Below are 21,797 nucleotides of genomic sequence, written 5' to 3' on the forward strand. Positions count from 1 at the left end.
GTTGCCGTAGCATTCTCTGTCATGCCACTTCTCACGCTCGAAAAAATCTGTCTCGCCTTTGGACATCATACGCTGCTCGATAAGGTGGATTTGCAGCTTGATTCCGGCGAACGCATCGGCCTGATCGGCAGGAATGGCGGCGGCAAATCAAGCCTTCTGCGCATTCTGGCGGGCGAAATCAAACCGGACGATGGCAAGGTCTGGCGCGCGCCGGCGCTAAGACTGGCTTATGTGCCGCAGGAACCGGAACTGGATGCGGCTCTCACGGTATTTCAGGAAGTATCGAAAGGATTGGGCGCAGTCAGTCAAGTGCTGCTCGATTATCACGAGGTTTCTCACGCTTTGAGCGATAGCGCCGGAGACACCGAAGCACTCCTTTCCCGCTTGCAGGATCTGCAAGGCGAGCTGGAAGCCCAGGATGGTTGGCGCATCCAGGGAAGGGTGGAAACCGCCATTGATAAACTTAGTCTTCCCATAGATGCCTTGATCGGACAGCTTTCCGGCGGGCTAAAAAAGCGGGTTGCACTGGCCCGCGCGCTAGTGGTTTCTCCCGATGTGCTGCTGCTGGATGAACCGACCAACCATCTCGATTTTTTCTCTATCGAATGGCTGGAGGGATTACTACGAGACTTCTCTGGCAGCGTGCTATTCGTCACGCATGACCGCCGCTTCCTGAACAATATAGCAACACGCATTATCGAACTCGATCGCGGTCATTTAACGGCCTTCCCGGGCAATTTTGCTGAGTACCAGCAAAAGAAAATGGAGTTGCTGGAAGTGGAGGCAGTCCATAATCAAAAGTTCGATAAGGTGCTGGCGCAAGAGGAGGTCTGGATACGCAAAGGAATACAAGCACGCCGTACCCGCAATGAGGGCAGGGTACGACAACTGGAGGCACTACGGCTGGAGCGGGCGGAGCGCCGCGACCGCGTCGGGAAGGTTAGCCTTAACGTGGACGAGGGAGTGAGATCCGGACGCTTGGTGGCTGAGCTGGAGCATGTCGTTAAAAAATACGGCGATAAAACCGTCATCAAAGATTTTTCGTGCCGCATCATGCGCGGCGACCGGGTGGGATTGCTGGGGCCCAATGGTGCCGGGAAATCAACGTTGCTGAAACTGATATTGGGCGAATTGCAGCCCGACAGCGGCAATGTGCGGCATGGGACCAAGCTCGCCGTCGCCTATTTTGACCAGATGCGGGAACAACTGGATGAGGAAGCAACGCTGATGGAGACTATCAGCCAGGGTTCCGACTTTATCGAGATCGGCGGGGCGAGGAAACATGTCATCAGCTACCTGGAAGATTTCTTGTTTGCGCCCGAGCGGACACGCTCTCCGGTCAAGTCTCTCTCGGGCGGAGAGCGCAACCGGCTGTTGCTGGCACGTTTGCTCACCCGCCCCGCTAATGTATTGGTTCTGGATGAGCCGACCAACGATCTGGATATTGAAACCCTGGAACTGCTTGAAGTACTGCTGCAAAACTATTCCGGCACACTATTTCTGGTCAGCCACGATCGGGCGTTTCTCGATAATGTAGTCACCCAGGTTATCGCATTCGAAGGCGACGGCGTACTGCGTGAGTACGTTGGAGGTTACGAGGATTGGGTGCGGGCAAAAAGTTTCTTAAAAGCAGAGGAAAAACCGCGGGTGGCCAGGCAGCAGTCCCCGGTCCCGGCGGAGAAATTACGGGAACCGGCGGCTCGCGTCAAACTGGGTTACAATGAAGCGCGCGAACTCGACGAGCTGCCATCAAAAATCGAAATTCTGGAGCGTGAACAGGTGGACATTACCCACCGGTTATGCTCTCCGGCTATTTACCATGATTGCCCGGATGAAGCCAGATCACTGCAAGAACGTCTTGCCATCATTGAAACCGAACTCATGAACCATCTCGCCCGATGGGAGGAATTAGAAGCTAAATGCTCGGCGCGAGGACAGAAAATATAACGATAAGTTCCCATATGTCCTGCTACTTTATTCGTTGACCGGGAATGGCACATCGTTTAGAGTCGCTCTTTTTGAAAAGAGGGCTCACAATGAAACAACCAATAATTACTTTACTTTCGTGGGGTTTGCTACTGGCATTAGCCGGCACGGCCCAGGCGGCCGGCGATCCGGTTGCAGGGAAGCAGAAAAATGCCATGTGCATCGGTTGTCATGGAATAGAAGGATACCGGACATCTTATCCCTCAGTGTATAACGTGCCAAGGCTGGGCGGCCAGCACGCCGAGTACATTGTCAAGGCGCTTCAGGCATATAAGACCGATGCCCGCAACCATCCCAGCATGAAAGGTATCTCAGCCACGCTTTCCGATCAGGATATGGAAGACCTGGCTGCCTATTACGCCGGTTCCGGCGGTAAATAATTTATTCACTACGCAAGGAAGTCCCATGAAAAATTTCGTTATCGCTGCGGTGAGCGGCGCATTGCTGCTGGTTTCCGGCCAGGGAATGGCAGCCAACATTGAAGCTGGAAAGAAAAAAGCGGCCGAGGTGTGTGCCGCATGTCACGGCCCCGATGGTAATAGCCCTGCTCCGGCTTTCCCAAAGATTGCCGGGCAGCATGCAAGTTACTTGGAAAAATCCCTGAATGAATATAAATCAGGCGTCCGGAAGGATCCGATAATGGCCGGCATGGCTGCGGCCCTGAGCAAAGAAGATATCGAAAATTTGTCGGCCTATTTCGCCAGCCAGTCAGGTCTGAAAACCAAATATTGATTAGGCAACGTCCGATTCAGTCCTGCACAGGCGCGACAACAGCTTTGAGGGATGGGAGGCTCATAGGCAGGGGAACTGACAACACGAGTAGTCTACCCCCTCGCTAGGACTAGGAGCCTGGCAAAAGAGACTGCCTCCAAAGTGAAAGCTACCGTCCTCTCGCTCAGTTGAGAAATAGCGGCAAAACCGGCGCTCACCGCGTTACGCTCCCTGGCTCGCCATCTCACGTAAAAGTACCAACTACGATCTATACTATTGCGAGCTTTGGGAGATACCTGCGAGGATGCCGATTTTGCCGTAACACGCCCGGCTGAGGATCTGCCCAGAGCTTCCTTGGCGGATGGGAAAATCTTCCTTGTCTGCTTGTCCAGATTCCGGATAAACCGAATGACAGCTTATAGATCAATTTTCTTGTCGATCCAGGCATTCGAAATAAACCGTAGCGTCCAGCGCTGATTGATGGCGTTGCGCTTGCCAGATCATTTCGGCAAGACATTCCATGATTTGATGCATAACGACGTGCTCGTCGCCGGTTTTCTTCAACAGTCGTTCATACCGCTGGCGAATCCCCGCAGGCTGGTCTATCGAAAGTTGTTCTTTTATGGCGATATGCATGCCCATGTGCAGAAAAGGATTGGTATCGCCCATTTCAGGCAGATAATCCTTGTCATGGTAGCGCTCGGGATCGTCGAGAATACGCTGATACTCCGGATGCAGCAAAATGATCCCAAGCGCCATGTCTTCCATAGCGGAAAGCATTTCCCGCTGGCGGTATTTATGCCAAGTGTCAAAGAAGAATTGACGCGCCTGTTCTCGAGAGGGATTAAACATTCAAGACGTAACCGAAATCGAAGTATTTTTTTTCAAAGTTTTCCTTAAAGGTTTTTTTCCTGGTACTCGCACAAATCATTAATCATGCATATCGCGCATTTCGGTTTCCTCGCCACGCATACATAGCGTCCATGCAAAATTAGCCAGTGGTGAGCGTCGTGGCGGAATTCTTTCGGGACGCAGTTTAGAAGTTTCCGCTCCACTTCCAGCACGGTTTTCCCACGTGCAATTCCGGTACGGTTAGCAACACGAAAAATATGTGTATCCACAGCTATCGTGGGTTCGCCGAATGCGGTATTCAATATCACGTTGGCGGTCTTGCGCCCCACGCCGGGCAATTTTTCCAACTGTTCCCGGGTGTGCGGCACTTTGCTGTCGTGATGCGCAATAAGCAGAGCGCAAGTCGCCAGAATGTTCTTTGCTTTGGTCTTATATAGCCCAATGCTCTTGATGGCATCTCGCAAACCAGCCTCGCCCAGGGCGAGAATTTCTTCCGGCGTATTGGCCCTGGGAAAAAGTTTTCGAGTTGCCAGGTTCACGCCCTTGTCGGTAGCCTGGGCGGAGAGTACCACCGCCACCAGCAATTCGAATGGTGAGCTGTATTCCAGCTCGGTAGTAGGATGAGGGTTAGCCGCCTTGAAGCGGGTAAAAATCTCATGGCGTATGGTTGAATTCATGAAGTAGGAAGAGAATGTTAATGATGGACAAAGGCTCTTATTTTCCTTCGGTTATCTTGGACCGGCCAGCCTTGGCACGTTCCAGCGCAACCTGTATGGCGGCCTTCTTGAGATCACCGTTTGCGGCGGTTCCCGGGGGAATGCTTACGGATGTTCCCGCTCCGGCTTTTTGTGCGAATCTTTCCGTCTGCTCCTGTTTCTCACGCTCAAGCCTGTGCAATCTGAAGCGATAACGCGCACGTGCCCGATCCGCCGTTTTCTTTGCGCCCTGGCGCAGCAAAAAATCATTGGCCGCGACATCGGGTTTAGCGTCGGCACTGCTGATTTTTTCCCCTGGTGGAATCATGCCGATGCAATCCACGGGGCAGGGGGCGACGCACAATTCACAGCCGGTGCATTCAGCAGTGATTACAGTATGCATCTGCTTGGTTGCGCCAATGATGGCATCGACCGGACAGGCCAATACGCAAAGGGTACAGCCGATACAGGCTTGTTCGTCGATGAGCGCCACCGCCTTCGCTTTTGGAGTGCCATGCGCAGGATTTAGCGGTATCTCTTTTACGCCCAGTAACTCGGCTAGTTTTCGGATACCCTGCTCGCCTCCGGGGGGACACTGATTAATGCCGGCACGCCCTTCCGCAATTGCTGTCGCATAAGGTTCGCAGCCGGGGAAGCCACATTGACGGCACTGCGTTTGCGGCAGGATGGCGTCGATTTCTGCTATTAGTGGATTCTCTCTCATCCTGAAGCCGGGGGCGAGAAATACGAGGCATCCGCTGCGCAAATCCCCCGGGCCACCTCGCGTACCAGGCAGGGACCGCGATAAACCAGGCCGCTGTAGATCTGCACCAGGCTTGCCCCAGCGTCGATTTTCTCCTTTGCGTCCGCCGCGCACATGATCCCGCCGACGGCGATAATAGGTATTGTCCCTTGCAGCACGGCGTGCAAATGGCGGACGACTGCCGTGGCGCGCTGTGTGAGCGGAGCGCCGCTCAACCCGCCGGCCTCGCACGCGTGAGGCAGTGTTTCTACTCCGGCCCGCGAAAGGGTAGTATTCGTGGCGATAACTCCATCAATCCGGTGTTTCATCAACAGCGCTGCGATGGATTCGATCTGCGGCGGTTCAAGATCAGGAGCAATTTTTACCGCCAAAGGTACGTATTTATTATGTTCATCGGCGAGTTCCTTTTGTTTTGATTTGAGCACATCCAGTAAATGATCCAGCTCCTCGGTATTTTGCAGTTGACGCAGGTGGGGCGTGTTAGGCGAAGAAATGTTGACAACGACGTAATCGGCGTCGCGATAGACCTTGAGCAGACAAGTCAGATAATCATTGGCGGCTTGTTCCACCGGCGTATCGAAGTTTTTGCCAATGTTGATGCCGAGTATGCCGCGGTAGTTTGCATGCCTGACATTCGCCACCAACTTATCCACGCCGTGATTATTGAAGCCCAGCCGGTTGATAATGGCATTTGCCTGGGGGACACGAAACAGGCGCGGTCGGGGATTCCCCGGCTGGGGACGGGGCGTGACAGTGCCGATTTCGATAAAGCCAAAACCGAGTGCGGCAAGAGCCTGAAGATGCTCGCCATTCTTGTCCATTCCTGCGGCCATGCCGACGGGGTTGGGAAAATCAAGCCCCATGACCTTGCGGGATCGGCAAATGATCGGGTCGCCGCTAAGCAATCCCAGCCGTTGAACCTTCTCGATCGCATTGAATGTAAGGCGGTGAGCTGTTTCAGGGTCGAGTTTAAATAATAACGGACGAAGTAAAGAATAAAGCATAGAGCTAATTTTAACCCGGATAATGCGACGGGTCTGTTAAAACCATCTCCGGGATTTGATAGCGGCGACTTTGCGCGCAGTGGCGAGTAGACAACGAATCACGCGGGCTGCTTTATTTTGGTCCGGATATTTCTTGTTTAAAATGGAATTTATTAAGGTGACGATAATCCTAACCTCCGATAGCCGGATCTCGGATGGATTCGTTATCATCCAATTAATTGTTAGCAGGGGTATTTATGAAACTGGCCGGTATTTCTCTCATTTTGGTTCTCACGACGTTGGTCGGGCACACTCACGCCGCTACCGAATGGGACAAGCTCAACGAGGAAGTGGAATCACTGTATCGGCAGGGTAACTATAATCGTGCTACCGCGGTGGCAAAAAAGGCGCTGCAAACGGCCGAGCAAACATTGAACCCGGATCATCCCGATGTGGCCACAAGTTTGAACAGCCTCGCATTGTTGTATACCGCACAAGCGCAGTATGCGCAGGCGGAGCCGCCTCTTAAACGCGCGCTGGCAATTTTTGAGAAAGCGGTTGGCGCGGAAAGCCCCGAAGTGGCCGCGACGCTGAACAATCTTGCAATGCTATACAGAAACCAGGAGCAATATGCGCGGGCTGAGCCGCTTTATAAGCGTGCATTGACAATTGATGAGAAGGCTTTCGGATCGGATCATCCCAATGTGGCGATAAGCCTGAACAATTTGGCCCAGCTGTATGAAGCCCAGGAACAGTATGCGGAGGCCGAACCACTTCTCAAGCGCGCTCTGGCAATTTTAGAGAAGACCCGTGGTCCGGATCATCCCGATGTGGCGACGATTTTGAACAATCTTGCGCTGCTGCATAGCGCACAGAAACAGTATACGGAAGCTGAGCCGCTTTATAAACGCGTACTTGCAATCTCGAGGAAGGCCCTCGGTCCGGACCATCCGAACGTGGCGCTGAGCCTGAATAACCTGGCGGGATTATATAGAGATCAGGGGAAGTACCCGAATGCCGAACCGCTTTTCAGGCGCGCACTGGCTATTTCCGAAAAATCGCTTGGGCCGCAGCATCCGAATGTTGCAACGAGCCTTGAGAATTTAGCGCAGCTATATCGAGATATAGGACACGCGGATAAGGCGGCTCCCTTGGAAAAACGTGCGGCAACCATACGAAAGATGCAGCGATAGAGACCGGGTTGGCATTCGCAGAGGGTGGTGGTTCCCTACGTGCAATCTCTGCCTTGTATATTGCTCAGCGGCTTCCACCGCCCGTCAGTCAGGCCTTGCAGAGGCCCAAAGCCGGCTTTGTATGCCATTTTCCGGCTTTCCTTAATCCAATAGCCAAGATATAGATAAGGCAGCCTCAGGGCAAGACACTGCTGCACCTGCCACAGGATGTTGTAGGTACCGAAGCTTGCGCCCGGAACATCCGGGTCAAAAAAGGTATATACAGACGATATACCGTCAGGCAGCTTGTCAATAATGCTGACCATGCACAAGTGTCCATTTTCGCGGAACTCTACCAGCTTCGAGTTGACATTGCTTGGCAGCAGAAAATGACGGTATTGTTCACGGCTGTCGCGATCCATGCCACCGCCGCAGTGGCGCTGCGCCTGGTAACGCAGGTAGAGCGCGTAGTGATCGGGGTGATAATGCAAGTCATGCTGTGTCGCCACCAGATGCTGATGCCGTTTCCAGGAACGCCGTTGGGCGCGCCTCAAGGTCAATTCGTCAACAACAATCCGTACGGGCACGCAAGCGCGGCAGTTGTCGCAATAAGGGCGATAGGTGAAGGCGCCACTACGGCGGAAGCCCGCCTGCACCAATTCGCCGTAGACATCGGTATCGATCAGATGGCTGGGTGTCGCGACCTGCGACCGCGCCAATTTGTCCGGCAGATAGCTGCACGGGTAAGAAGCGGTCGTGTAGAACTGTAGCACCGATGAAGGCAGGTCATTCAATTGACTCATGATCGAAGCACCATTTTTCAACTCGCTCGGGGTAGTTTACCAATTCTTTTAATCTTTGACTAAATTCCTTACGGGGGACTTCGCGGCCACCGAGTGAAGCGAGATGGGCGGTTTTCATCTGGCAATCGATCATGCGGAAGCCCCGCCGCTCCAGTTGCTTTACCAAATGGACGAATGCGATTTTGGAAGCGTCGGAAACGCGGGAAAACATTGATTCACCAAAAAACATCCGCCCTTGGGCAACACCGTACAAGCCTCCCATTAATTCGCCGCCTATCCACACCTCGACGGAATGGGCCAAGCCCATCTCATGCAGCGCAGCGTAGGCCGAAATCATGTGTGCATGGATCCACGTACCAGGACGCTCCTTGCGTGGCTGGGCGCATGCCTGCATAACTTCGCTGAAAGCGCTATCAACGCGAATTTCATAATTGCCTTTCTTTAGCTTTCTTCTTAGGGATCGAGAAATTTTAAGCTCGGCAGGAAACAGCACCATGCGTGGATCGGGACTCCACCACAGGACAGGCTCACCCTCGTTGAACCAGGGGAAAATTCCGCAGCGATAAGCCTCGATCAGACGTTGTGGCGAGAGATCGCCGCCGACAGCAAGCAGACCGTTTGGATTGATGAGTGCGGAGTTTAACGGCGGGAAAGAAGATTCAGGAGTGAGCCAGGGAATCATGCAGGACGAGGTGAGTTGTTGTCGAGGTTCTGATCAATATCCTTATGAACTCGCAGCTGACTGCTCATTTTTAGGGCCCATAAGCGGCAATGGTTGTTATATCACTTGACCTTCATCCTTCTGATGAGTTCGCTACAGAGCGACTAGGATGATTTATAGCGTGTCGGATCAGGCACATTCGCTACTTCAAATCCCCCTCGACGTAAGCGGCACGCGTCGCACACCCCGCAAGCCAAGCCTGCTTCGTCCGCCTGGTAGCACGACACCGTCAGACTGTAGTCCACGCCCAGCAAAATTCCCTGCCGGATGATTTCAGCTTTGGACAAATTGATAAGCGGTGCATGGATACTCAGCCTGGCGCCTTCTATCGCCGCCTTGGTCGCGAGATTCGCCATTTTTTCAAATGCCGCGATGTATTCGGGTCGGCAATCCGGATAGCCGGAATAGTCCACTGCATTAACGCCCACAAAAATATCACGGCTTTCGAGTACTTCGGCCCAGGCCAGCGCCAGCGACAACATGATCGTGTTGCGAGCCGGCACATACGTAGCAGGAATACCTGCTTTAGCTCCTTTGGCCGGTATGGCAATGAACTTATTAGTGAGAGCCGATCCGCCGAAAACAGTCAAATCAACCTTAATGGTCTTATGCTCGTCAACGGCAAGGGATTGCGCCAATTTTGCAGCCGCTGCCAGTTCCGACGCATGGCGCTGGCCATAGTCGATACTTAATGCGTAGCACGCGTATCCGTTATTGCGGGCGATGGCAAGCGTGGTGACAGAGTCCAGTCCACCAGATAGAAGCACCACCGCCTTCATTTAGGAAATTCGAAGAAAAGGTTTGCGACGCGTTCTTGCTCGCTTCATCGTCCCGGCCCCTCACCCCACAGTAATTTGTGTAGTTGGACCTGCACCCGCACCGGAAGGCGGTCGCGTAGCACCCACGCGGCCAGCGTTGCGGGGTCAAGCCTGTCATAAACTGGCGAAAGTAAAACGGGACAGACAAGATCCAGTTGATGCTCCCGCATTACTCCAGCCGCCCACTGATAATCCGCCTCATCGCACAACACAAATTTCAATTCGTCGTGATACGTTAGATGGCTGAGATTGGACCAGAGGTTTTTTTCGGCTTCGCCCGAACCCGGAGTCTTGATGTCCAGAATTCTGGAAACACGCATATCCACGGCGGATACATCCAGTGCGCCGCTGGTTTCGAGAGAAACCGAATAGCCCGCATCGCACAACAGCGTGAGCAACGTCAGGCATTCCTTTTGCGCCAGGGGTTCGCCGCCAGTGACCGTGACATAACGAGGCGCATAGTTGGCAACCTCCGCTAGAACGGCGGAAATTGGCATGCGTTTACCCCCGTGAAAAGCGTATTCGGTATCACAATAACCGCAACGCAAAGGACATCCGGTGAGGCGCACAAATACCGTAGGCAGCCCCATGCGGCTGGTTTCCCCCTGCAAGGAGAAAAAAATTTCACTGATGCGCAAATTACCCGCTTCAGAAGGATGCATGATTCCGATATTGCAACGGAAATGATGTAAGAATATTTTGGAATGGATGCATCGCTACCGCAAGGTAACTTGCCGCAATGGCGCTACTTTTTACCAGCCAGCCGCCGCTTGGCTTTTTCCGCCGCGTCGCTGCCGGGATATTTAGCGATGAGATTTTCCAGAGTTTTTTTGGCAGCGGGTTTTTTATTCATTTCCTGCTGGCTACTGGCAATGTTGAGCATTGCGTCGGGAGCCTTCGCGCTGTCGGGGAAAGTGCTGATCAGTTTTTCCTGAGTACCAATGGCGTTCTTGAAATCACGCAGCGCGTAATAGGAATTACCGATCCAGTAGTGCGCACTCGGTGAAAGACTGGATCCGGGATAGTTCTTGAGAAACTTCTTCAATTGAGAAATGGCTTCCTGATACCTGGCGGCCTTGAACAAGGTGTAGGCCGATTCATAGTCACGGCTCTCCGCGGTTTCCACTGGCGACGCGGCACTTGCAGCGGGAGGGACCACAGCGGCAACTCTCGCCGCCGGTGCTTCCACGTCCGATTCCGTTCTGTCTGAAACCTCGGCATTTGATTCGGGTGCGTCGTCGGGTGCAATGGATGAAGCAGGAGATTCAGAGGCGGCGGAGCCGCCGGGCTGTTCCATGCGCCTTAACCGGTTATCCAGATCGATGTAAAAGTCTTTCTGCCGCTTCTGTGTCAACTCGTTTTCATTGACCAGCACTTCGATCTGACCCTGCAACTTATTCAGATCGAGCCTGAGGGCCTCGATCTGATTATGGAGTTCCAGCAGCGGTTGATTGTTGAGCAGCTCTTCCAGCTTGACGACACGCGCTTCCAGCGTCTGCCCCTGGCTGCGCAAGTCTCCAATGAGTATCTGCTGTGCCGCGATCTGCTTGCGCGCTTCCTCGTCGTCGAACATTCCGGCGTAACTTGAATTACAACCGATCACGAACAATAACCAGAAAGCGCGCACCAACACTGTCACTCGCCCTGATAGCGAATATCCGTACGGCGATTCTCGGCCCACGAGGACTCATCGTGACCCGTTCCCCGCGGCTTCTCCTCGCCTAGACTGACGGATTCGATTTGAGATTCCCTGGCCCCTGACAACGTCATAGCGTGTTTTACAGCATCAGCGCGCCGCTGACCCAGCGCAAGGTTATACTCCCGGCTGCCGCGCTCGTCGGTATTGCCTTGCAACAGTACTCTGGCATTAGGGTTGTCGCGCAGATACTGGGCGTGTGCCTGCACCAGAGATCTATATTCATCCTTTACCACGTAACTGTCGAAATCAAAATAAACGCTGCGTTTGGATAGAATGTTGCCCGGATCGGTAAGAGGGTTAAGGGTGGGAGCGGCTTCCCGGGCTGTGGCACCGTTTTCGGCCGGCCTGGCACCCATGGATTTATCCTCCACTTCGGCGGTAGGTTGCGTGGTTTGGCTGGCGCAAGCCGACAACAAGCTGATCAATAACACGCCAAATATCTTTTTCATTTTCATTCCTTTAAGGTTAGCTGAATATACCGGGTTCAAAATTATTGCGGTCTCGGCAAGGGCCCCCAGGCCGGCTCTCTGACATCACCAGCTTGCGTTGAAAGCTGTTGCCTTGTTTTGCCATCACTTGTTACGGCAGATAATATACCACGGCCCTTTACCTCGGTTGCATATAAGATTATCCTGCCGTTGGGAGCAAAACTGGGAGATTCGTCGAATTTCGAATCAGTCAGCAATTGCACCTGGCGAGTAGCCAGATCCTGTATCGCGACATTGAATCTGTCCCCATTGCGATGGATGAAAGTGAAGCTTCTACCGTCCCGGCTGTAATCGGGGCTCACGTTATAGCTGCCTTCGAAAGTAAGGCGCTCCGCTGTTCCAGATGCACGTCCTGTTATGGGCATGCGATAAATCTGAGGGCTGCCGCCCCTGTCGGAAGTAAAAATAATCGACTGGCCGTCGGGCGAAAAGCTGGGCTCTGTGTCGATTCCAGAGCTCTGGCTGAGCCTTTGCAAACCGCCGCCATCGGCATTGACCAAAAATATTTGCGAACCTCCCATCAGAGACAACACCACCGCCAGCTTCTTTCCATCCGGCGACCAGGCGGGCGCACTGTTGCTTCCCTTGAAATTGGCTACCGCTTTGCGTGTCCGCGTTGCGAGCGTTTGTACATAAACCACCGGTTTCTTGTTCTCGAAGGATACGTACGCTAGCTGGGTCCCGTCCGGCGACCACGCGGGTGAAATGATCGGCTCTGTATATTCGATCACCGATTGGGCATTAAAGCCGTCAGCATCCGCTACCTGTAGCGCATATTTTTTCCCCTCTTTCACCACATAGGCGATGCGGGTGCTAAACACGCCTACATCCCCTGTCAGCTTTTCATAAATCAAATCAGCGATTCGATGCGCGGCGGCGCGTAGTTGTCCGGCGGGGACGGTCTCGCTATAGCTGGCCAACTGCACTTGTTTAGCGACATCCAGCAGTCCCACGCGTACAGCCACGTTTCCACCCGGCAACGTGATAGTGCTGCCGATAACCAGCGCACCGGCACCGCGGCTGACCCATTCCGGATAGACCACTTCCATGGGTTCGTGCGGTGCAAGACCGCGCGGATCAACCAGTTTAAACAGGCCGCTGCGCTGTAAGTCGGCGCCCACCACCGACGTGATACTTTGACCAAGCTTTTCCTCATGGGCGAAGGGAACGATAGCGATGGGAATTTGCGTCGCACCGCCGCCGAAAATTTCGATGTCAAGCGCAGCTTGGACAGGTGCTGCGGCCAGCCACAGGAACAAGACGTAGAGGGGAAATTTTGGAAACCCAATTTGCATAGAAATAACCCTTGGAGGATTCGCAAAAATGTTATGAATTATAACAGTCATTCGTGGTAATGCACCTTGAGGTTCAGATTACGGAATTTCGGAAACAACGTGGGATCCGGCGGAAGCGGAAGCGGTCTGGATAAGAAAATCGCACGCTCCACCGCATTGTCAAAAACGGCAAACCCGCTGCTTCTGCGCAGCTTCACATCAAGAATGTCGCCGCCCGGAAGCAGCGTGATATCGAACTCCGCAACCGGATTTCCGGGCAGGTCGGGGGGCATGACAATGTTTCTCTTGATTTTGGCAAGAATTTTGGCCTTGTACTCGTCTATCTCGTTCGCCAGACGGGATTGTGCCGCTGCCAGCGCCTGGGCTTTGGCATTCGCTTCCTGCTGTTCTCGCTGAAGTTGCTCCACTTCGGCTGCCACCCTTGCTTGTTGATCCTTCAGTTCTTTTTCTTTTTGCGCTTTCAGTTCTTTTTCTTTCCGCTCTTTTTCTTTCTGTTCTTTCAGATCTTTCTGGACCGGCTGCTTTTTTTCCACCGGTTTCGGTTTCTCAACTTTTTCCTTGAGCGCAATATCTGGCTTGGGGGGAGGCAGTGGCACCTGCGGCGTCTCCGGCCTCGGCGGCAGCGGCTTTACTTCGGCAGGCGGCTGAACCGGCTGGAGCACCAGTGGCGCCGGCGCTGCTTTAATCACCGGCTGGGGCAGGCTGCTCCATAAATCCACCACCATACCTTCCGGTGGATATGTTTTCCAATTGAGACCAAAAATCATAAAAACGAAAAAAATTATATGAACCAGTACCGCCAATATTCCTGCGGGCACCCGTCCTGGTTCGATGTGCGAAGAATCTCGCCATGCCATTGCGCTCATCGTGGACTCATATGAGGTCGCCCCAGATTACTTCGGCTCGTTCGGCCTAGCCAGCAGCCCCACTTTCTTCACCTGCTGCTGTTGCAGGATATCCATCACGTTTATCACTTCTTCGTAACGCACGCTCTTGTCCCCAGCGATTACCACCGGCTGCTCGGTGTTTTGCGCCTGCTTCTGTTTGATTGCTTCGACCAGCTCGGTCCGGCTGACTTTCTGTTCGCCGCCCGGCTTGGTACGGTCGTGTAAGCTCAGACTGCCATCTGCCCGAATAACCACTTCCAGCGGTGCAACCGGGGGCGCGAGGGATTTGCCGATTTGCGGCAACTCGATCTGCCCGGGGCTGATAAGTGGTGCCGTAATCATGAAAATCACCAGCAACACCAGCATGACGTCAATATACGGCACGACGTTTATTTCATTCATCAGACGGCGTTTGGCGCGGCGTTCAGACACAGTATCTGTTCCTTAAACCCAGATAATTCATTAGGCGGCTCTGAGTGCCTATCCGAGTGCTGATGGTCTGTTTGCGGCTATTTTCGCCGCTTGCTCGGCGTCTATAGACCAAGCTATGGTCTTCTCCCAATCGACAAAACTGTCTCGCAATCTGCCTCGCCATCATCTCGCGTCCTAATAAATTATCTGGGTTGAAATGATCTTCATCCGGTCGCCTGCCGCTGCAAGACGTTGGACAGCTCTTCCATGAAACTCTCAAAACGGGTTGCCAGCCGATCTATGTTGTTAGCATAGCGATTATAAGCGATGACGGCGGGAATCGCAGCGAACAACCCCATGGCAGTCGCTATCAACGCCTCCGCAATACCTGGCGCGACGTGAGCGATGGTGGCCTGGGTGACGTTGGACAATCCCCGGAAAGAATTCATGATTCCCCAGACGGTACCGAACAAGCCGACATAAGGACTCACCGAGCCCACTGTTGCCAGAAAAGAAAGGTGCGATTCAAGGGTGTCCATTTCTCGTTGATATGTGGCACGCATTGCCCGGCGCGTGCCATCCATCACGGTGCTGATGTCCATCCCCGGCTGGCGCTTGTGCTTCATGAACTCGCGAAACCCCGCCTCAAAAATGCGTTCCATGCTCCCGGCGGTATGGCGCGCGCCGGCGGCGCTTTGAAAGAGTGCGTTGAGGTCCGGTCCTTTCCAGAAAACGTTCTCGAATTCGTCGCTCTGCCGCATTGCCTGCCGGATGACAAACAGTTTGCGAAAGATGAACCACCATGACAAAAATGAAGTCAGCAACAACAGCGCCATCACCAGCTGCACCGGCAAACTGGCGCTCGCGATGAGGGTAAAAAGCGACATATCCTGAGTAACCGTCGGGCTCATGAGAGTTTTCCAAGTTTGTGACGAAGCGGCGCAGGCACACTCACCGGCTTGAGACTGTCGGCGCCCACACATACCGCGTGCACAGTGGCACTGACGAGTGTAACGGCGTCCCGCAGCACGTGCTGAGAGAGTGTTATGCGGCTTCTGCCGATTTCCGCAGCTTGCGCGGTGACATGCAACAGATCATCCGGCAATGCCGGCTTAAAATATTCGATACTAACCGAACGTATCATGAAAATCACCCTGTGAACCTGGATCAATGAATGAATATCGAAACCCAATTCCCGCAACCACTCGTACCGGGCGCGCTCCATGAAATTTAAATAAGTCGAATGATAAACCACCCCACCCGCATCGGTGTCCTGATAATACACGCGCACCGGCAAAGTGAAAATTGGATTAGGGGTTGAAATGGGCATTTGTATTTGGAATTGGAATATTTCTCGTCGGGAAATTTAGCGTACCACGTGAAACGTGGTACCTGTCACGTCTCCGCTGCGCTAAACAAACCGCCAGGCAAGGAGCGGGCATTGCTTGGTCGCCGTGACGAATTTGGGTGGCACCTATTCAATAACGGGGATTTCCGCGAAACGAAAGAGTCCTTGAGAAAAATCCGGAATCCTTCATCACTCTTCTTTTTCGCATCCATAGATGCATCGAATGCTGCCATTTTGTTTCTGATACCTTGTGCTTCATCCCCTTACCGCCAGCTCCAGCAGGCGGTGAAGTTGCTCCGCGTTCAATTGATCGAGTTGGACGAGGAGACTTTCGGTGCGTGTCGCGTCAGTCGTGCCATTTTATTCATGGCTGTTAATCCTCTCCCCACAACTCGCCGCTCAACCCGTTCTTCGGCAGCGCCATACCGAAATGCTGATAAGCGATGACAGTGGCCATGCGACCGCGCGGAGTGCGCTTCATGTAGCCCTGCTGGATCAGATAAGGTTCCAGCACATCTTCGATGGTGCCGCGCTCTTCGCTGATGGCGGCGGCGAGGTTATCCACGCCCACCGGACCGCCGCCGAATTTCTCCATTACCGCCAGCAACAGCTTTCTATCCATCACGTCGAGGCCAAGGAGGTCAACGTCCAGCATGATCAATGCCGCGTCCGCTACGGGGCGGGTAATATGGCCATTGGCCTTGACTTCAGCGAAATCGCGCACGCGTCGCAGAAGGCGATTGACGATGCGTGGTGTTCCACGCGAGCGGCGCGCAATTTCTATGGCTCCATCAAGGGAGATTTCCACGTTGAGCAATCCCGCCGATCGTGTCACGATTTTGGTCAGTTCTTCCACCGAATAAAACTCGAGGCGCGAGATGATGCCGAAGCGATCGCGCAGCGGATTGGTCAGCATACCTGCGCGGGTGGTGGCGCCGACCAGGGTAAACGGCGGCAAATCGAGCTTGACTGAACGAGCGGCGGGGCCTTCGCCGATCATGATATCAAGTTGATAATCCTCCAGGGCAGGGTAAAGAATCTCCTCCACCACCGGTGAAAGACGATGAATCTCGTCAATAAACAGTACGTCGTTGGGTTCGAGGTTGGTCAGCAGGGCTGCCAGATCGCCTGGGCGCTCCAGGACCGGGCCGGAAGTATGGCGCAGACTCACGCCCATCTCCCTCGCAATGATATGAGCGAGCGTAGTCTTACCCAAGCCCGGCGGGCCAAATAGCAGTACGTGGTCAAGCGCTTCCCTGCGCCGCCTTGCTGCTTCGATGAATATCTGCAACTGTCCACGAATTTTTTCCTGGCCGACGTATTCGTCCAGGTGCTTGGGGCGCAGCGCGCGCTCCAGATCCTCTTCCTGAAGAGAAACGGGTGCGGAGGCGATTAATCGATCAGTTTCAATCATTCAAATAACATTTCGCGCGATTTGCGCATCACTGGATGAATTCATAAAGATGCGAGCGACGTTCAGCTACTTCGGCCTCAAGCTTCAGCCGCTACCTCTCTTTGGACAGAAGTTTCAAGGCTTGCCGTATGCCGTCGGATACAGCAACATCCGCAGCTAACTGCCTGATTGCCCAGTTGGCTTCACGGTCATTATAACCCAGGGACAACAGCGCGTTGAGCACGTCGCTACCGTCTCTTGAAGCAGGGGTAGCACCGGTTGCATCTGTTGCACCGGCCATGCCGGAATGGAGCTTGTCACGCAATTCCAGCAACAAACGTTCGGCGGTTTTTTTGCCGATACCGGGGATCTTGATCAGCCGTCCGCTATCCTGAGCCATTACTGCTTGATGCAGGTCGGCCACGCTCAAGCCAGACAATAAAGCCAGCGCAGTTCTTGCACCAACACCGGAAATCTTCACCAGCTGACGAAAAGCCTGCCGCTCTGCTTCGGTGGCAAAACCGAAAAGCAGATGCGCGTCTTCGCGCACCACGAGATGAGTGTGAAGCGTGATTTGCGCACCGATGGCGGGCAAGTGATAGAACGTGCTCATTGGCACGTCAATTTCATAACCCACACCCTGCACGTCAACCAGCACCAGCGGCGGAAGTTTTTCCCGCAGCAATCCCGTTATCCTGCCGATCATACGAGACGCCCCCGTTTCATCCGGTAACCCGCTGTCGAAATGCCGCCCAGCCCCAGCCCGCCGTGCGCGTGACAGATGGCGCAGGCAAGGGCATCCGCAGCGTCAGCGCCGGGGTTGCCGGCAAGCTGTAACAGACGCTTCACCATGTCCTGCACCTGTTCTTTTTTGGCGTGGCCTTTGCCGACCACCGCCTGCTTGATTTGCAGTGCGGTGTATTCGGCGACGATGAGATTGTTTAGAACCGCCGTGCAGATCGCGGCGCCACGCGCTTGCCCGAGCATCAGGGTGGATTTCGGATTGACGTTGACAAACACTTGCTCGACAGCGGCTTGATCGGGACGGTGCTGTGCGATGACTTCGTTGAGATGATCCATGATGGATTTCAGCCGCAACGGCAATTCGCTGTCCACCGTTTTGATGCAGCCACTGCTGACGTAGGTTAACTTACTGCCGGTTTTATCGATGACCCCGAAACCTGTAATGCGCAAGCCGGGGTCTATGCCAAGGATACGGATTTTATTACCTGCTAGATAAAATATGACGCTAGAAATGAAAACTTCCCGCAACCTGTTTGCTGGCTAAATTGTCCCACGTTGCCAAATTAAAGCGCGAACAGATACAGATCGCGTTTGACACAAAAACGTTTCTTGAGTTGGAGAATATTGCAACGGGAAGTGGCGGGAAGCAAGCGGTCAATCGCAAAAGCAATGTGCCCGAACCGGAATTTTTCCGCGGATAACTCCGGCACTTATACAGCAATTACCGCGGTTGTATAGACTTCTTGCACATCGTCGATATTTTCCAGCGCATCCAGCAGTTTTTGCATCTTCGCCGACTCATCACCGGTCAATACAACGTCATTAGCAGGCTTCATTGTCACTTCAGCGAGCTCCGCCTTGAAACCGGCTTTCTCCAGTGCTGTCCTGATCACCACAAATTCATACGGCGCGGTGATGACTTCGATGCTGCCGTCATCGTTGCTGACGATATCCTCGGCGCCGGCTTCCAATGCCGCTTCCATTAATTTGTTTTCATCGGTGCCGGGAGCAAAAAGCAGTTGACCGCAATGTTTGAACAGGAATGCGACCGAGCCGTCAGTGCCGAGATTGCCATTGTACTTGGTGAATGCGTGACGCACATCCGCGACGGTACGCACACGGTTATCAGTCATGCAATCGACCAACACGGCCGCCCCGCCGATACCATAGCCTTCATAACGTATTTCTTCATAATTCACACCCTCAAGATCGCCGCAGCCACGCTTGATCGCGCGCTCAACGTTGTCCTTGGGCATGTTTTGCTCGTAAGCCTTGTCCACGGCCAGGCGCAACCGCGGATTGCTGGCGGAATCTCCTCCACCAATCCGCGCAGCGACGGTAATTTCCTTGATGAGCCGGGTGAAAATCTTTCCGCGCTTCGCATCCTGCGCGGCTTTCTTGTGCTTGATATTCGCCCACTTGCTATGACCAGCCATGATGCCCCTTTTTCCTTGTCCTGCACCCTGCGTTGAAGTGGTGCAATATTATCATCACGCATGCCGGGGATAAAGCGCGGACGGAAGCTGGGACGAAACAACTCCGCTCTGCGAAGGAAGTCGTTTCCTGGTTATAAGGGCCATTGATAGGGCGCAACATCCAATGGCTGAGGTTTCTTCAGGATCATGTTGGATAGAAGGTGCGCACTGGCTGGCGCCATGGTAACTCCGTAACGGAAATGGCCGCTATTGAGATAAAGGTTTGTGACAACGGGATGACTGTCAATGACGGGAATATTGTCATGCGAACCAGGGCGTAATCCCGCCCAATGGGCGGCAAGAGTCTCCTCAGCCAACGCGGGTATCAGCGTGCATGCCTTTGCCAACAATGCCTTCCGCGCGCCGGCAGTCGTGCTTCTGTCGAAGCCGGTCTCCTCCAGCGTACTGCCTGCGAGAATATGCCCATCTTGACGTGGCACCAGGTAAAAATTGTCCCGTTCCTGCAGCACGATGGCGCTGAGCAGATTTGGCTGTGCCTTGAACAGTAGAATTTGGCCTCGTACCGGCCAGATATCGAACTTCAACGCATATTCCCCTAAAAGCTGGCGGCTCCAAGCTCCGGCGGTAACGACGTAATTGGCAGCGGAGTATTTATCGCCCCGGCTAGTAGTGATCGATTGGACGCGCCCTCGCTCAACCTTCCAGCGCGTAACCTCGGCATCCTCGATAATGGTACCGCCAGACAGCTCGATAGCCTTTGCCAGCGCTTGCAACAGGCGGGGATTACGCACTTGGCAGACCTCCGGCAACCAAAGCGCGGTTTCGTCGCGTGCGAGTACTGGTACAATTTCATGAGAGCGAACGCGTGTCATGCGAGAAGCGTGGCGCGCGCACCATGCTTCCGCTGCACGATTGCGAACGTCCTGTTCTCCGTCTCCTTCTCCGGAAGAACCGGGCAGCACCAGCATGCCGCTGGCTCGATATTCCGGATTGATACCTGTTTCCCGCCGCAGCGCTTCAATCAATCCGGGGAAAAGGCTATTGCTCAATTGCGTTAACTGCGTCACCGGTTCGGCGTAATGCCAGGGCAACAGTGGCGAAAGTATGCCGGCGCCTGCCCATGATGCCCCACGCACGCCACATGTACGCTCCAGTACGGTCACTCTTGCCCCGAGCCGCAACAACTCTCGCGCGGTGGTCAGCCCGGCAACTCCGCCGCCAATCACAATGACGTCACTACTCAAGAATTCATTCTCCACATATCGACAGTTTAAACCAGAAATTTTGCGGCGAAATAGCGGTAGCGAAGCAATTGCTTACCTGGAAAGCCGAGTCCAAAAAACTTTATATTGGAGGGGTGAGCCGGTATAATGCCTGTTCTTTGGGTCGTTAGCTCAGCCGGTAGAGCAGCGGACTTTTAATCCGTTGGTCGCCAGTTCGAATCTGGCACGGCCTACCAAGATTTAGCGTGAAAATCTCCTCTCTCCCGTTACGCGTCAAACCCTATACTGCTCCTGCCTGGCTGCGGGGAGGTCATGCGCAGACCATTTATCCCTACCTGCTGTCACGCCCGGCAATTGCTTACCGGCGCGAACGCTGGGAACTGGAAGATGGAGATTTCATCGATATCGATTGGCTCGATAATCCTGCCGATGCACCGCTAGTAATACTATTTCACGGGCTTGAGGGAGGTTCGTGCAGCCATTACATCTTGAGCATCATGATAATGCTGCGGGATCTGGGCTGGCGCGGTGCGGTCGTGCATTTTCGCGGTTGTTCCGGATCGCCCAATCGATTGCCGCGCGCTTATCATGCCGGAGATTCAGCGGAAATTGACTGGATACTACGCCGGATAGGCGGGCAAAACAAATTGGCGGGTTCCACCGCGCCGCTCTTTGTAGTGGGGGTATCGCTGGGGGGCAATGCTTTCCTGAAATGGCTCGGTGAGCAAGGCAAGAAAGCCTGTCAGCTGATCGATGGCGCTGTAGCAGTCTCCGTTCCACTGGACCTGGCCGCTGCGGGGAGGGTTCTGGCTTCGGGTTTCAACCTGCTCTATACCCGTCACTTTCTTGATACGCTAAAGCGCAAGGCGCTGGAGAAGCTCGATCGCCACCCTCATTTATTCGATGCCGCCGCTGTCGCGGCATGCAGCACGCTATATCAGTTCGACAATCTCGTGACAGCGCCTTTGCATGGCTTTCGAGATACCGAAGACTATTGGAGCCGATCCAGCAGCAAGCCGTGGCTCAAGCATATACAGGTGCCCACCCTCGTCATCAACGCCTGCAACGATCCTTTCATGCCGCCCTCGGCGCTGCCCAAGCCGGACGAGGTTTCACCCGCGGTCACGCTGGAGTTTCCGGAAGAGGGCGGGCATGCCGGGTTCCTGAATTCTCCGTTTCCCGGCAGATTGACCTGGCTGCCGGAAAGAATCGTCGGCTTTTTCGGAGAACAGGGGAGCTGCGCCGCATCGCGGCCTGTCAATGAATTATCGGACCTTCGGATTTCAAATCCAATTTCTTGAGCCATTAATATAATAAGCAGCGGCGCGTGGCTTTCCGTGAAAAGTGTCAGGATTCATTATCAGCGCGT

Annotated in this window: 25 protein-coding genes and 1 tRNA gene; 6 read left to right on the top strand and 20 right to left on the bottom strand. The window is 53.9% G+C overall.

Annotated elements, in window-relative coordinates; translation table 11 throughout:
• The first annotated feature begins 21 nt into the window (after window positions 1-21).
• From BLP45_RS11360 to BLP45_RS11370, 3 genes are all read left to right on the top strand, one after another.
• Window positions 22-1,947, top strand: coding sequence for an ATP-binding cassette domain-containing protein (locus tag BLP45_RS11360; protein ID WP_090372598.1), 1,926 nt, complete (start codon window positions 22-24; stop codon window positions 1,945-1,947).
• Window positions 1,948-2,036: 89 nt separating this feature from the next.
• The gene (locus tag BLP45_RS11365) at window positions 2,037-2,366 is read left to right on the top strand and encodes a c-type cytochrome (RefSeq protein ID WP_090372599.1); all 330 of its coding nucleotides are present in this window, start codon (window positions 2,037-2,039) and stop codon (window positions 2,364-2,366) included.
• A 25-nt stretch (window positions 2,367-2,391) separates the two neighbouring features.
• Window positions 2,392-2,718 carry a c-type cytochrome gene (locus BLP45_RS11370; protein WP_090372600.1) on the top strand — a complete coding sequence of 109 codons (327 nt, stop codon included), beginning with the start codon at window positions 2,392-2,394 and terminating at the stop codon, window positions 2,716-2,718.
• Window positions 2,719-3,120: 402 nt separating this feature from the next.
• Here BLP45_RS11370 and BLP45_RS11375 read toward each other — a convergent pair whose 3' ends face one another.
• From BLP45_RS11375 to BLP45_RS11390, 4 genes are read right to left on the bottom strand one after another with little or no spacing between them, the layout of a single operon-like run.
• Window positions 3,121-3,549, bottom strand: coding sequence for a DUF1841 family protein (locus tag BLP45_RS11375; RefSeq protein WP_090372601.1), 429 nt, complete (start codon window positions 3,547-3,549; stop codon window positions 3,121-3,123).
• A 44-nt stretch (window positions 3,550-3,593) separates the two neighbouring features.
• Complete coding sequence (gene nth / locus BLP45_RS11380; RefSeq protein WP_090372602.1) at window positions 3,594-4,226, bottom strand: endonuclease III; 633 nt, start codon at window positions 4,224-4,226, stop codon at window positions 3,594-3,596.
• 37 nt (window positions 4,227-4,263) lie between these two features.
• Window positions 4,264-4,968 (bottom strand): electron transport complex subunit RsxB, encoded by a 705-nt coding sequence (rsxB, locus tag BLP45_RS11385; RefSeq protein WP_090372603.1) that lies wholly within the window; start codon window positions 4,966-4,968, stop codon window positions 4,264-4,266.
• Window positions 4,965-6,011 carry a quinone-dependent dihydroorotate dehydrogenase gene (locus tag BLP45_RS11390; protein WP_090372604.1) on the bottom strand — a complete coding sequence of 349 codons (1,047 nt, stop codon included), beginning with the start codon at window positions 6,009-6,011 and terminating at the stop codon, window positions 4,965-4,967. The genes rsxB and BLP45_RS11390 overlap by 4 nt, the downstream gene beginning before the upstream one ends.
• Before the next feature lie 236 nt (window positions 6,012-6,247).
• Here BLP45_RS11390 and BLP45_RS11395 point away from each other — a divergent pair, with 236 nt between their 5' ends.
• Entirely contained in the window at window positions 6,248-7,183 is a 936-nt protein-coding gene (locus BLP45_RS11395) for a tetratricopeptide repeat-containing protein (protein ID WP_090372605.1), read from the top strand.
• Window positions 7,184-7,218: 35 nt separating this feature from the next.
• Here the strand turns inward: BLP45_RS11395 and BLP45_RS11400 are convergent, their stop codons facing one another.
• The 16 genes from BLP45_RS11400 to thiO form a co-directional block, all read right to left on the bottom strand.
• Window positions 7,219-7,965: an arginyltransferase gene (locus BLP45_RS11400; RefSeq protein WP_090372606.1), complete on the bottom strand. Its 747-nt coding sequence runs from the start codon at window positions 7,963-7,965 to the stop codon at window positions 7,219-7,221.
• Window positions 7,949-8,647, bottom strand: a complete 699-nt coding sequence (gene aat / locus BLP45_RS11405) for a leucyl/phenylalanyl-tRNA--protein transferase (protein ID WP_090372607.1) — start codon at window positions 8,645-8,647, stop codon at window positions 7,949-7,951. The genes BLP45_RS11400 and aat overlap by 17 nt, the downstream gene beginning before the upstream one ends.
• A 143-nt stretch (window positions 8,648-8,790) precedes the next feature.
• Complete coding sequence (queC, locus tag BLP45_RS11410) at window positions 8,791-9,465, bottom strand: 7-cyano-7-deazaguanine synthase QueC (RefSeq protein WP_090372608.1); 675 nt, start codon at window positions 9,463-9,465, stop codon at window positions 8,791-8,793.
• 44 nt (window positions 9,466-9,509) lie between these two features.
• A complete protein-coding gene (gene queE, locus BLP45_RS11415; protein ID WP_090372609.1) occupies window positions 9,510-10,166 on the bottom strand; it encodes a 7-carboxy-7-deazaguanine synthase QueE in 657 nt (218 codons plus the stop codon).
• Between the two features lie 83 nt (window positions 10,167-10,249).
• A complete protein-coding gene (gene ybgF, locus BLP45_RS11420) occupies window positions 10,250-11,143 on the bottom strand; it encodes a tol-pal system protein YbgF (RefSeq protein WP_256327799.1) in 894 nt (297 codons plus the stop codon).
• Window positions 11,140-11,652: a peptidoglycan-associated lipoprotein Pal gene (gene pal, locus BLP45_RS11425; RefSeq protein ID WP_090372611.1), complete on the bottom strand. Its 513-nt coding sequence runs from the start codon at window positions 11,650-11,652 to the stop codon at window positions 11,140-11,142. Before pal ends, ybgF begins: the two co-directional genes overlap by 4 nt.
• A 41-nt stretch (window positions 11,653-11,693) precedes the next feature.
• On the bottom strand, window positions 11,694-12,986 hold the full coding sequence (gene tolB / locus BLP45_RS11430; RefSeq protein WP_090372644.1) for a Tol-Pal system beta propeller repeat protein TolB: 1,293 nt from the start codon (window positions 12,984-12,986) through the stop codon (window positions 11,694-11,696).
• A 47-nt stretch (window positions 12,987-13,033) separates the two neighbouring features.
• Complete coding sequence (gene tolA, locus BLP45_RS11435; protein ID WP_256327800.1) at window positions 13,034-13,852, bottom strand: cell envelope integrity protein TolA; 819 nt, start codon at window positions 13,850-13,852, stop codon at window positions 13,034-13,036.
• A gap of 27 nt (window positions 13,853-13,879) precedes the next feature.
• Window positions 13,880-14,305 carry a protein TolR gene (tolR, locus tag BLP45_RS11440; protein ID WP_256327801.1) on the bottom strand — a complete coding sequence of 142 codons (426 nt, stop codon included), beginning with the start codon at window positions 14,303-14,305 and terminating at the stop codon, window positions 13,880-13,882.
• 203 nt (window positions 14,306-14,508) lie between these two features.
• Window positions 14,509-15,195 carry a protein TolQ gene (gene tolQ / locus BLP45_RS11445; protein WP_090372612.1) on the bottom strand — a complete coding sequence of 229 codons (687 nt, stop codon included), beginning with the start codon at window positions 15,193-15,195 and terminating at the stop codon, window positions 14,509-14,511.
• Complete coding sequence (gene ybgC, locus BLP45_RS11450) at window positions 15,192-15,614, bottom strand: tol-pal system-associated acyl-CoA thioesterase (RefSeq protein WP_090372613.1); 423 nt, start codon at window positions 15,612-15,614, stop codon at window positions 15,192-15,194. Before ybgC ends, tolQ begins: the two co-directional genes overlap by 4 nt.
• Before the next feature lie 391 nt (window positions 15,615-16,005).
• Window positions 16,006-17,046, bottom strand: a complete 1,041-nt coding sequence (ruvB, locus tag BLP45_RS11455) for a Holliday junction branch migration DNA helicase RuvB (protein WP_090372614.1) — start codon at window positions 17,044-17,046, stop codon at window positions 16,006-16,008.
• A gap of 91 nt (window positions 17,047-17,137) precedes the next feature.
• Window positions 17,138-17,731 (bottom strand): Holliday junction branch migration protein RuvA, encoded by a 594-nt coding sequence (gene ruvA, locus BLP45_RS11460; protein WP_090372615.1) that lies wholly within the window; start codon window positions 17,729-17,731, stop codon window positions 17,138-17,140.
• On the bottom strand, window positions 17,728-18,246 hold the full coding sequence (gene ruvC / locus BLP45_RS11465; RefSeq protein ID WP_090372647.1) for a crossover junction endodeoxyribonuclease RuvC: 519 nt from the start codon (window positions 18,244-18,246) through the stop codon (window positions 17,728-17,730). Before ruvC ends, ruvA begins: the two co-directional genes overlap by 4 nt.
• Before the next feature lie 233 nt (window positions 18,247-18,479).
• Window positions 18,480-19,205 carry a YebC/PmpR family DNA-binding transcriptional regulator gene (locus tag BLP45_RS11470; RefSeq protein ID WP_090372616.1) on the bottom strand — a complete coding sequence of 242 codons (726 nt, stop codon included), beginning with the start codon at window positions 19,203-19,205 and terminating at the stop codon, window positions 18,480-18,482.
• Window positions 19,206-19,336: 131 nt separating this feature from the next.
• Entirely contained in the window at window positions 19,337-20,449 is a 1,113-nt protein-coding gene (gene thiO / locus BLP45_RS11475; protein WP_090372648.1) for a glycine oxidase ThiO, read from the bottom strand.
• 139 nt (window positions 20,450-20,588) lie between these two features.
• Here thiO and BLP45_RS11480 point away from each other — a divergent pair.
• Together BLP45_RS11480 and BLP45_RS11485 are read left to right on the top strand one after the other, a co-directional pair.
• Window positions 20,589-20,664, top strand: a tRNA-Lys gene (locus tag BLP45_RS11480).
• 9 nt (window positions 20,665-20,673) lie between these two features.
• Window positions 20,674-21,729, top strand: coding sequence for a YheT family hydrolase (locus tag BLP45_RS11485; RefSeq protein ID WP_090372617.1), 1,056 nt, complete (start codon window positions 20,674-20,676; stop codon window positions 21,727-21,729).
• Window positions 21,730-21,797: the final 68 nt, after the last annotated feature.

The organism is Nitrosospira sp. Nl5 (assembly GCF_900102495.1).
Taxonomy (GTDB): Bacteria; Pseudomonadota; Gammaproteobacteria; order Burkholderiales; family Nitrosomonadaceae; genus Nitrosospira.

Excerpts from the sequence above, each read along its gene's own strand:
- BLP45_RS11360 (WP_090372598.1), top strand. The coding sequence starts at position 22 with ATGCCACTTCTCACGCTCGAAAAAATCTGTCTCGCCTTTGGACATCAT.
- BLP45_RS11365 (WP_090372599.1), top strand. The coding sequence starts at position 2,037 with ATGAAACAACCAATAATTACTTTACTTTCGTGGGGTTTGCTACTGGCA.
- BLP45_RS11370 (WP_090372600.1), top strand. The coding sequence starts at position 2,392 with ATGAAAAATTTCGTTATCGCTGCGGTGAGCGGCGCATTGCTGCTGGTT.
- BLP45_RS11375 (WP_090372601.1), bottom strand. The coding sequence starts at position 3,549 with ATGTTTAATCCCTCTCGAGAACAGGCGCGTCAATTCTTCTTTGACACT.
- nth (WP_090372602.1), bottom strand. The coding sequence starts at position 4,226 with ATGAATTCAACCATACGCCATGAGATTTTTACCCGCTTCAAGGCGGCT.
- rsxB (WP_090372603.1), bottom strand. The coding sequence starts at position 4,968 with ATGAGAGAGAATCCACTAATAGCAGAAATCGACGCCATCCTGCCGCAA.
- BLP45_RS11390 (WP_090372604.1), bottom strand. The coding sequence starts at position 6,011 with ATGCTTTATTCTTTACTTCGTCCGTTATTATTTAAACTCGACCCTGAA.
- BLP45_RS11395 (WP_090372605.1), top strand. The coding sequence starts at position 6,248 with ATGAAACTGGCCGGTATTTCTCTCATTTTGGTTCTCACGACGTTGGTC.
- BLP45_RS11400 (WP_090372606.1), bottom strand. The coding sequence starts at position 7,965 with ATGAGTCAATTGAATGACCTGCCTTCATCGGTGCTACAGTTCTACACG.
- aat (WP_090372607.1), bottom strand. The coding sequence starts at position 8,647 with ATGATTCCCTGGCTCACTCCTGAATCTTCTTTCCCGCCGTTAAACTCC.
- queC (WP_090372608.1), bottom strand. The coding sequence starts at position 9,465 with ATGAAGGCGGTGGTGCTTCTATCTGGTGGACTGGACTCTGTCACCACG.
- queE (WP_090372609.1), bottom strand. The coding sequence starts at position 10,166 with ATGCATCCTTCTGAAGCGGGTAATTTGCGCATCAGTGAAATTTTTTTC.
- pal (WP_090372611.1), bottom strand. The coding sequence starts at position 11,652 with ATGAAAAAGATATTTGGCGTGTTATTGATCAGCTTGTTGTCGGCTTGC.
- tolB (WP_090372644.1), bottom strand. The coding sequence starts at position 12,986 with ATGCAAATTGGGTTTCCAAAATTTCCCCTCTACGTCTTGTTCCTGTGG.
- tolA (WP_256327800.1), bottom strand. The coding sequence starts at position 13,852 with ATGAGCGCAATGGCATGGCGAGATTCTTCGCACATCGAACCAGGACGG.
- tolQ (WP_090372612.1), bottom strand. The coding sequence starts at position 15,195 with ATGAGCCCGACGGTTACTCAGGATATGTCGCTTTTTACCCTCATCGCG.
- ybgC (WP_090372613.1), bottom strand. The coding sequence starts at position 15,614 with ATGCCCATTTCAACCCCTAATCCAATTTTCACTTTGCCGGTGCGCGTG.
- ruvB (WP_090372614.1), bottom strand. The coding sequence starts at position 17,046 with ATGATTGAAACTGATCGATTAATCGCCTCCGCACCCGTTTCTCTTCAG.
- ruvA (WP_090372615.1), bottom strand. The coding sequence starts at position 17,731 with ATGATCGGCAGGATAACGGGATTGCTGCGGGAAAAACTTCCGCCGCTG.
- BLP45_RS11470 (WP_090372616.1), bottom strand. The coding sequence starts at position 19,205 with ATGGCTGGTCATAGCAAGTGGGCGAATATCAAGCACAAGAAAGCCGCG.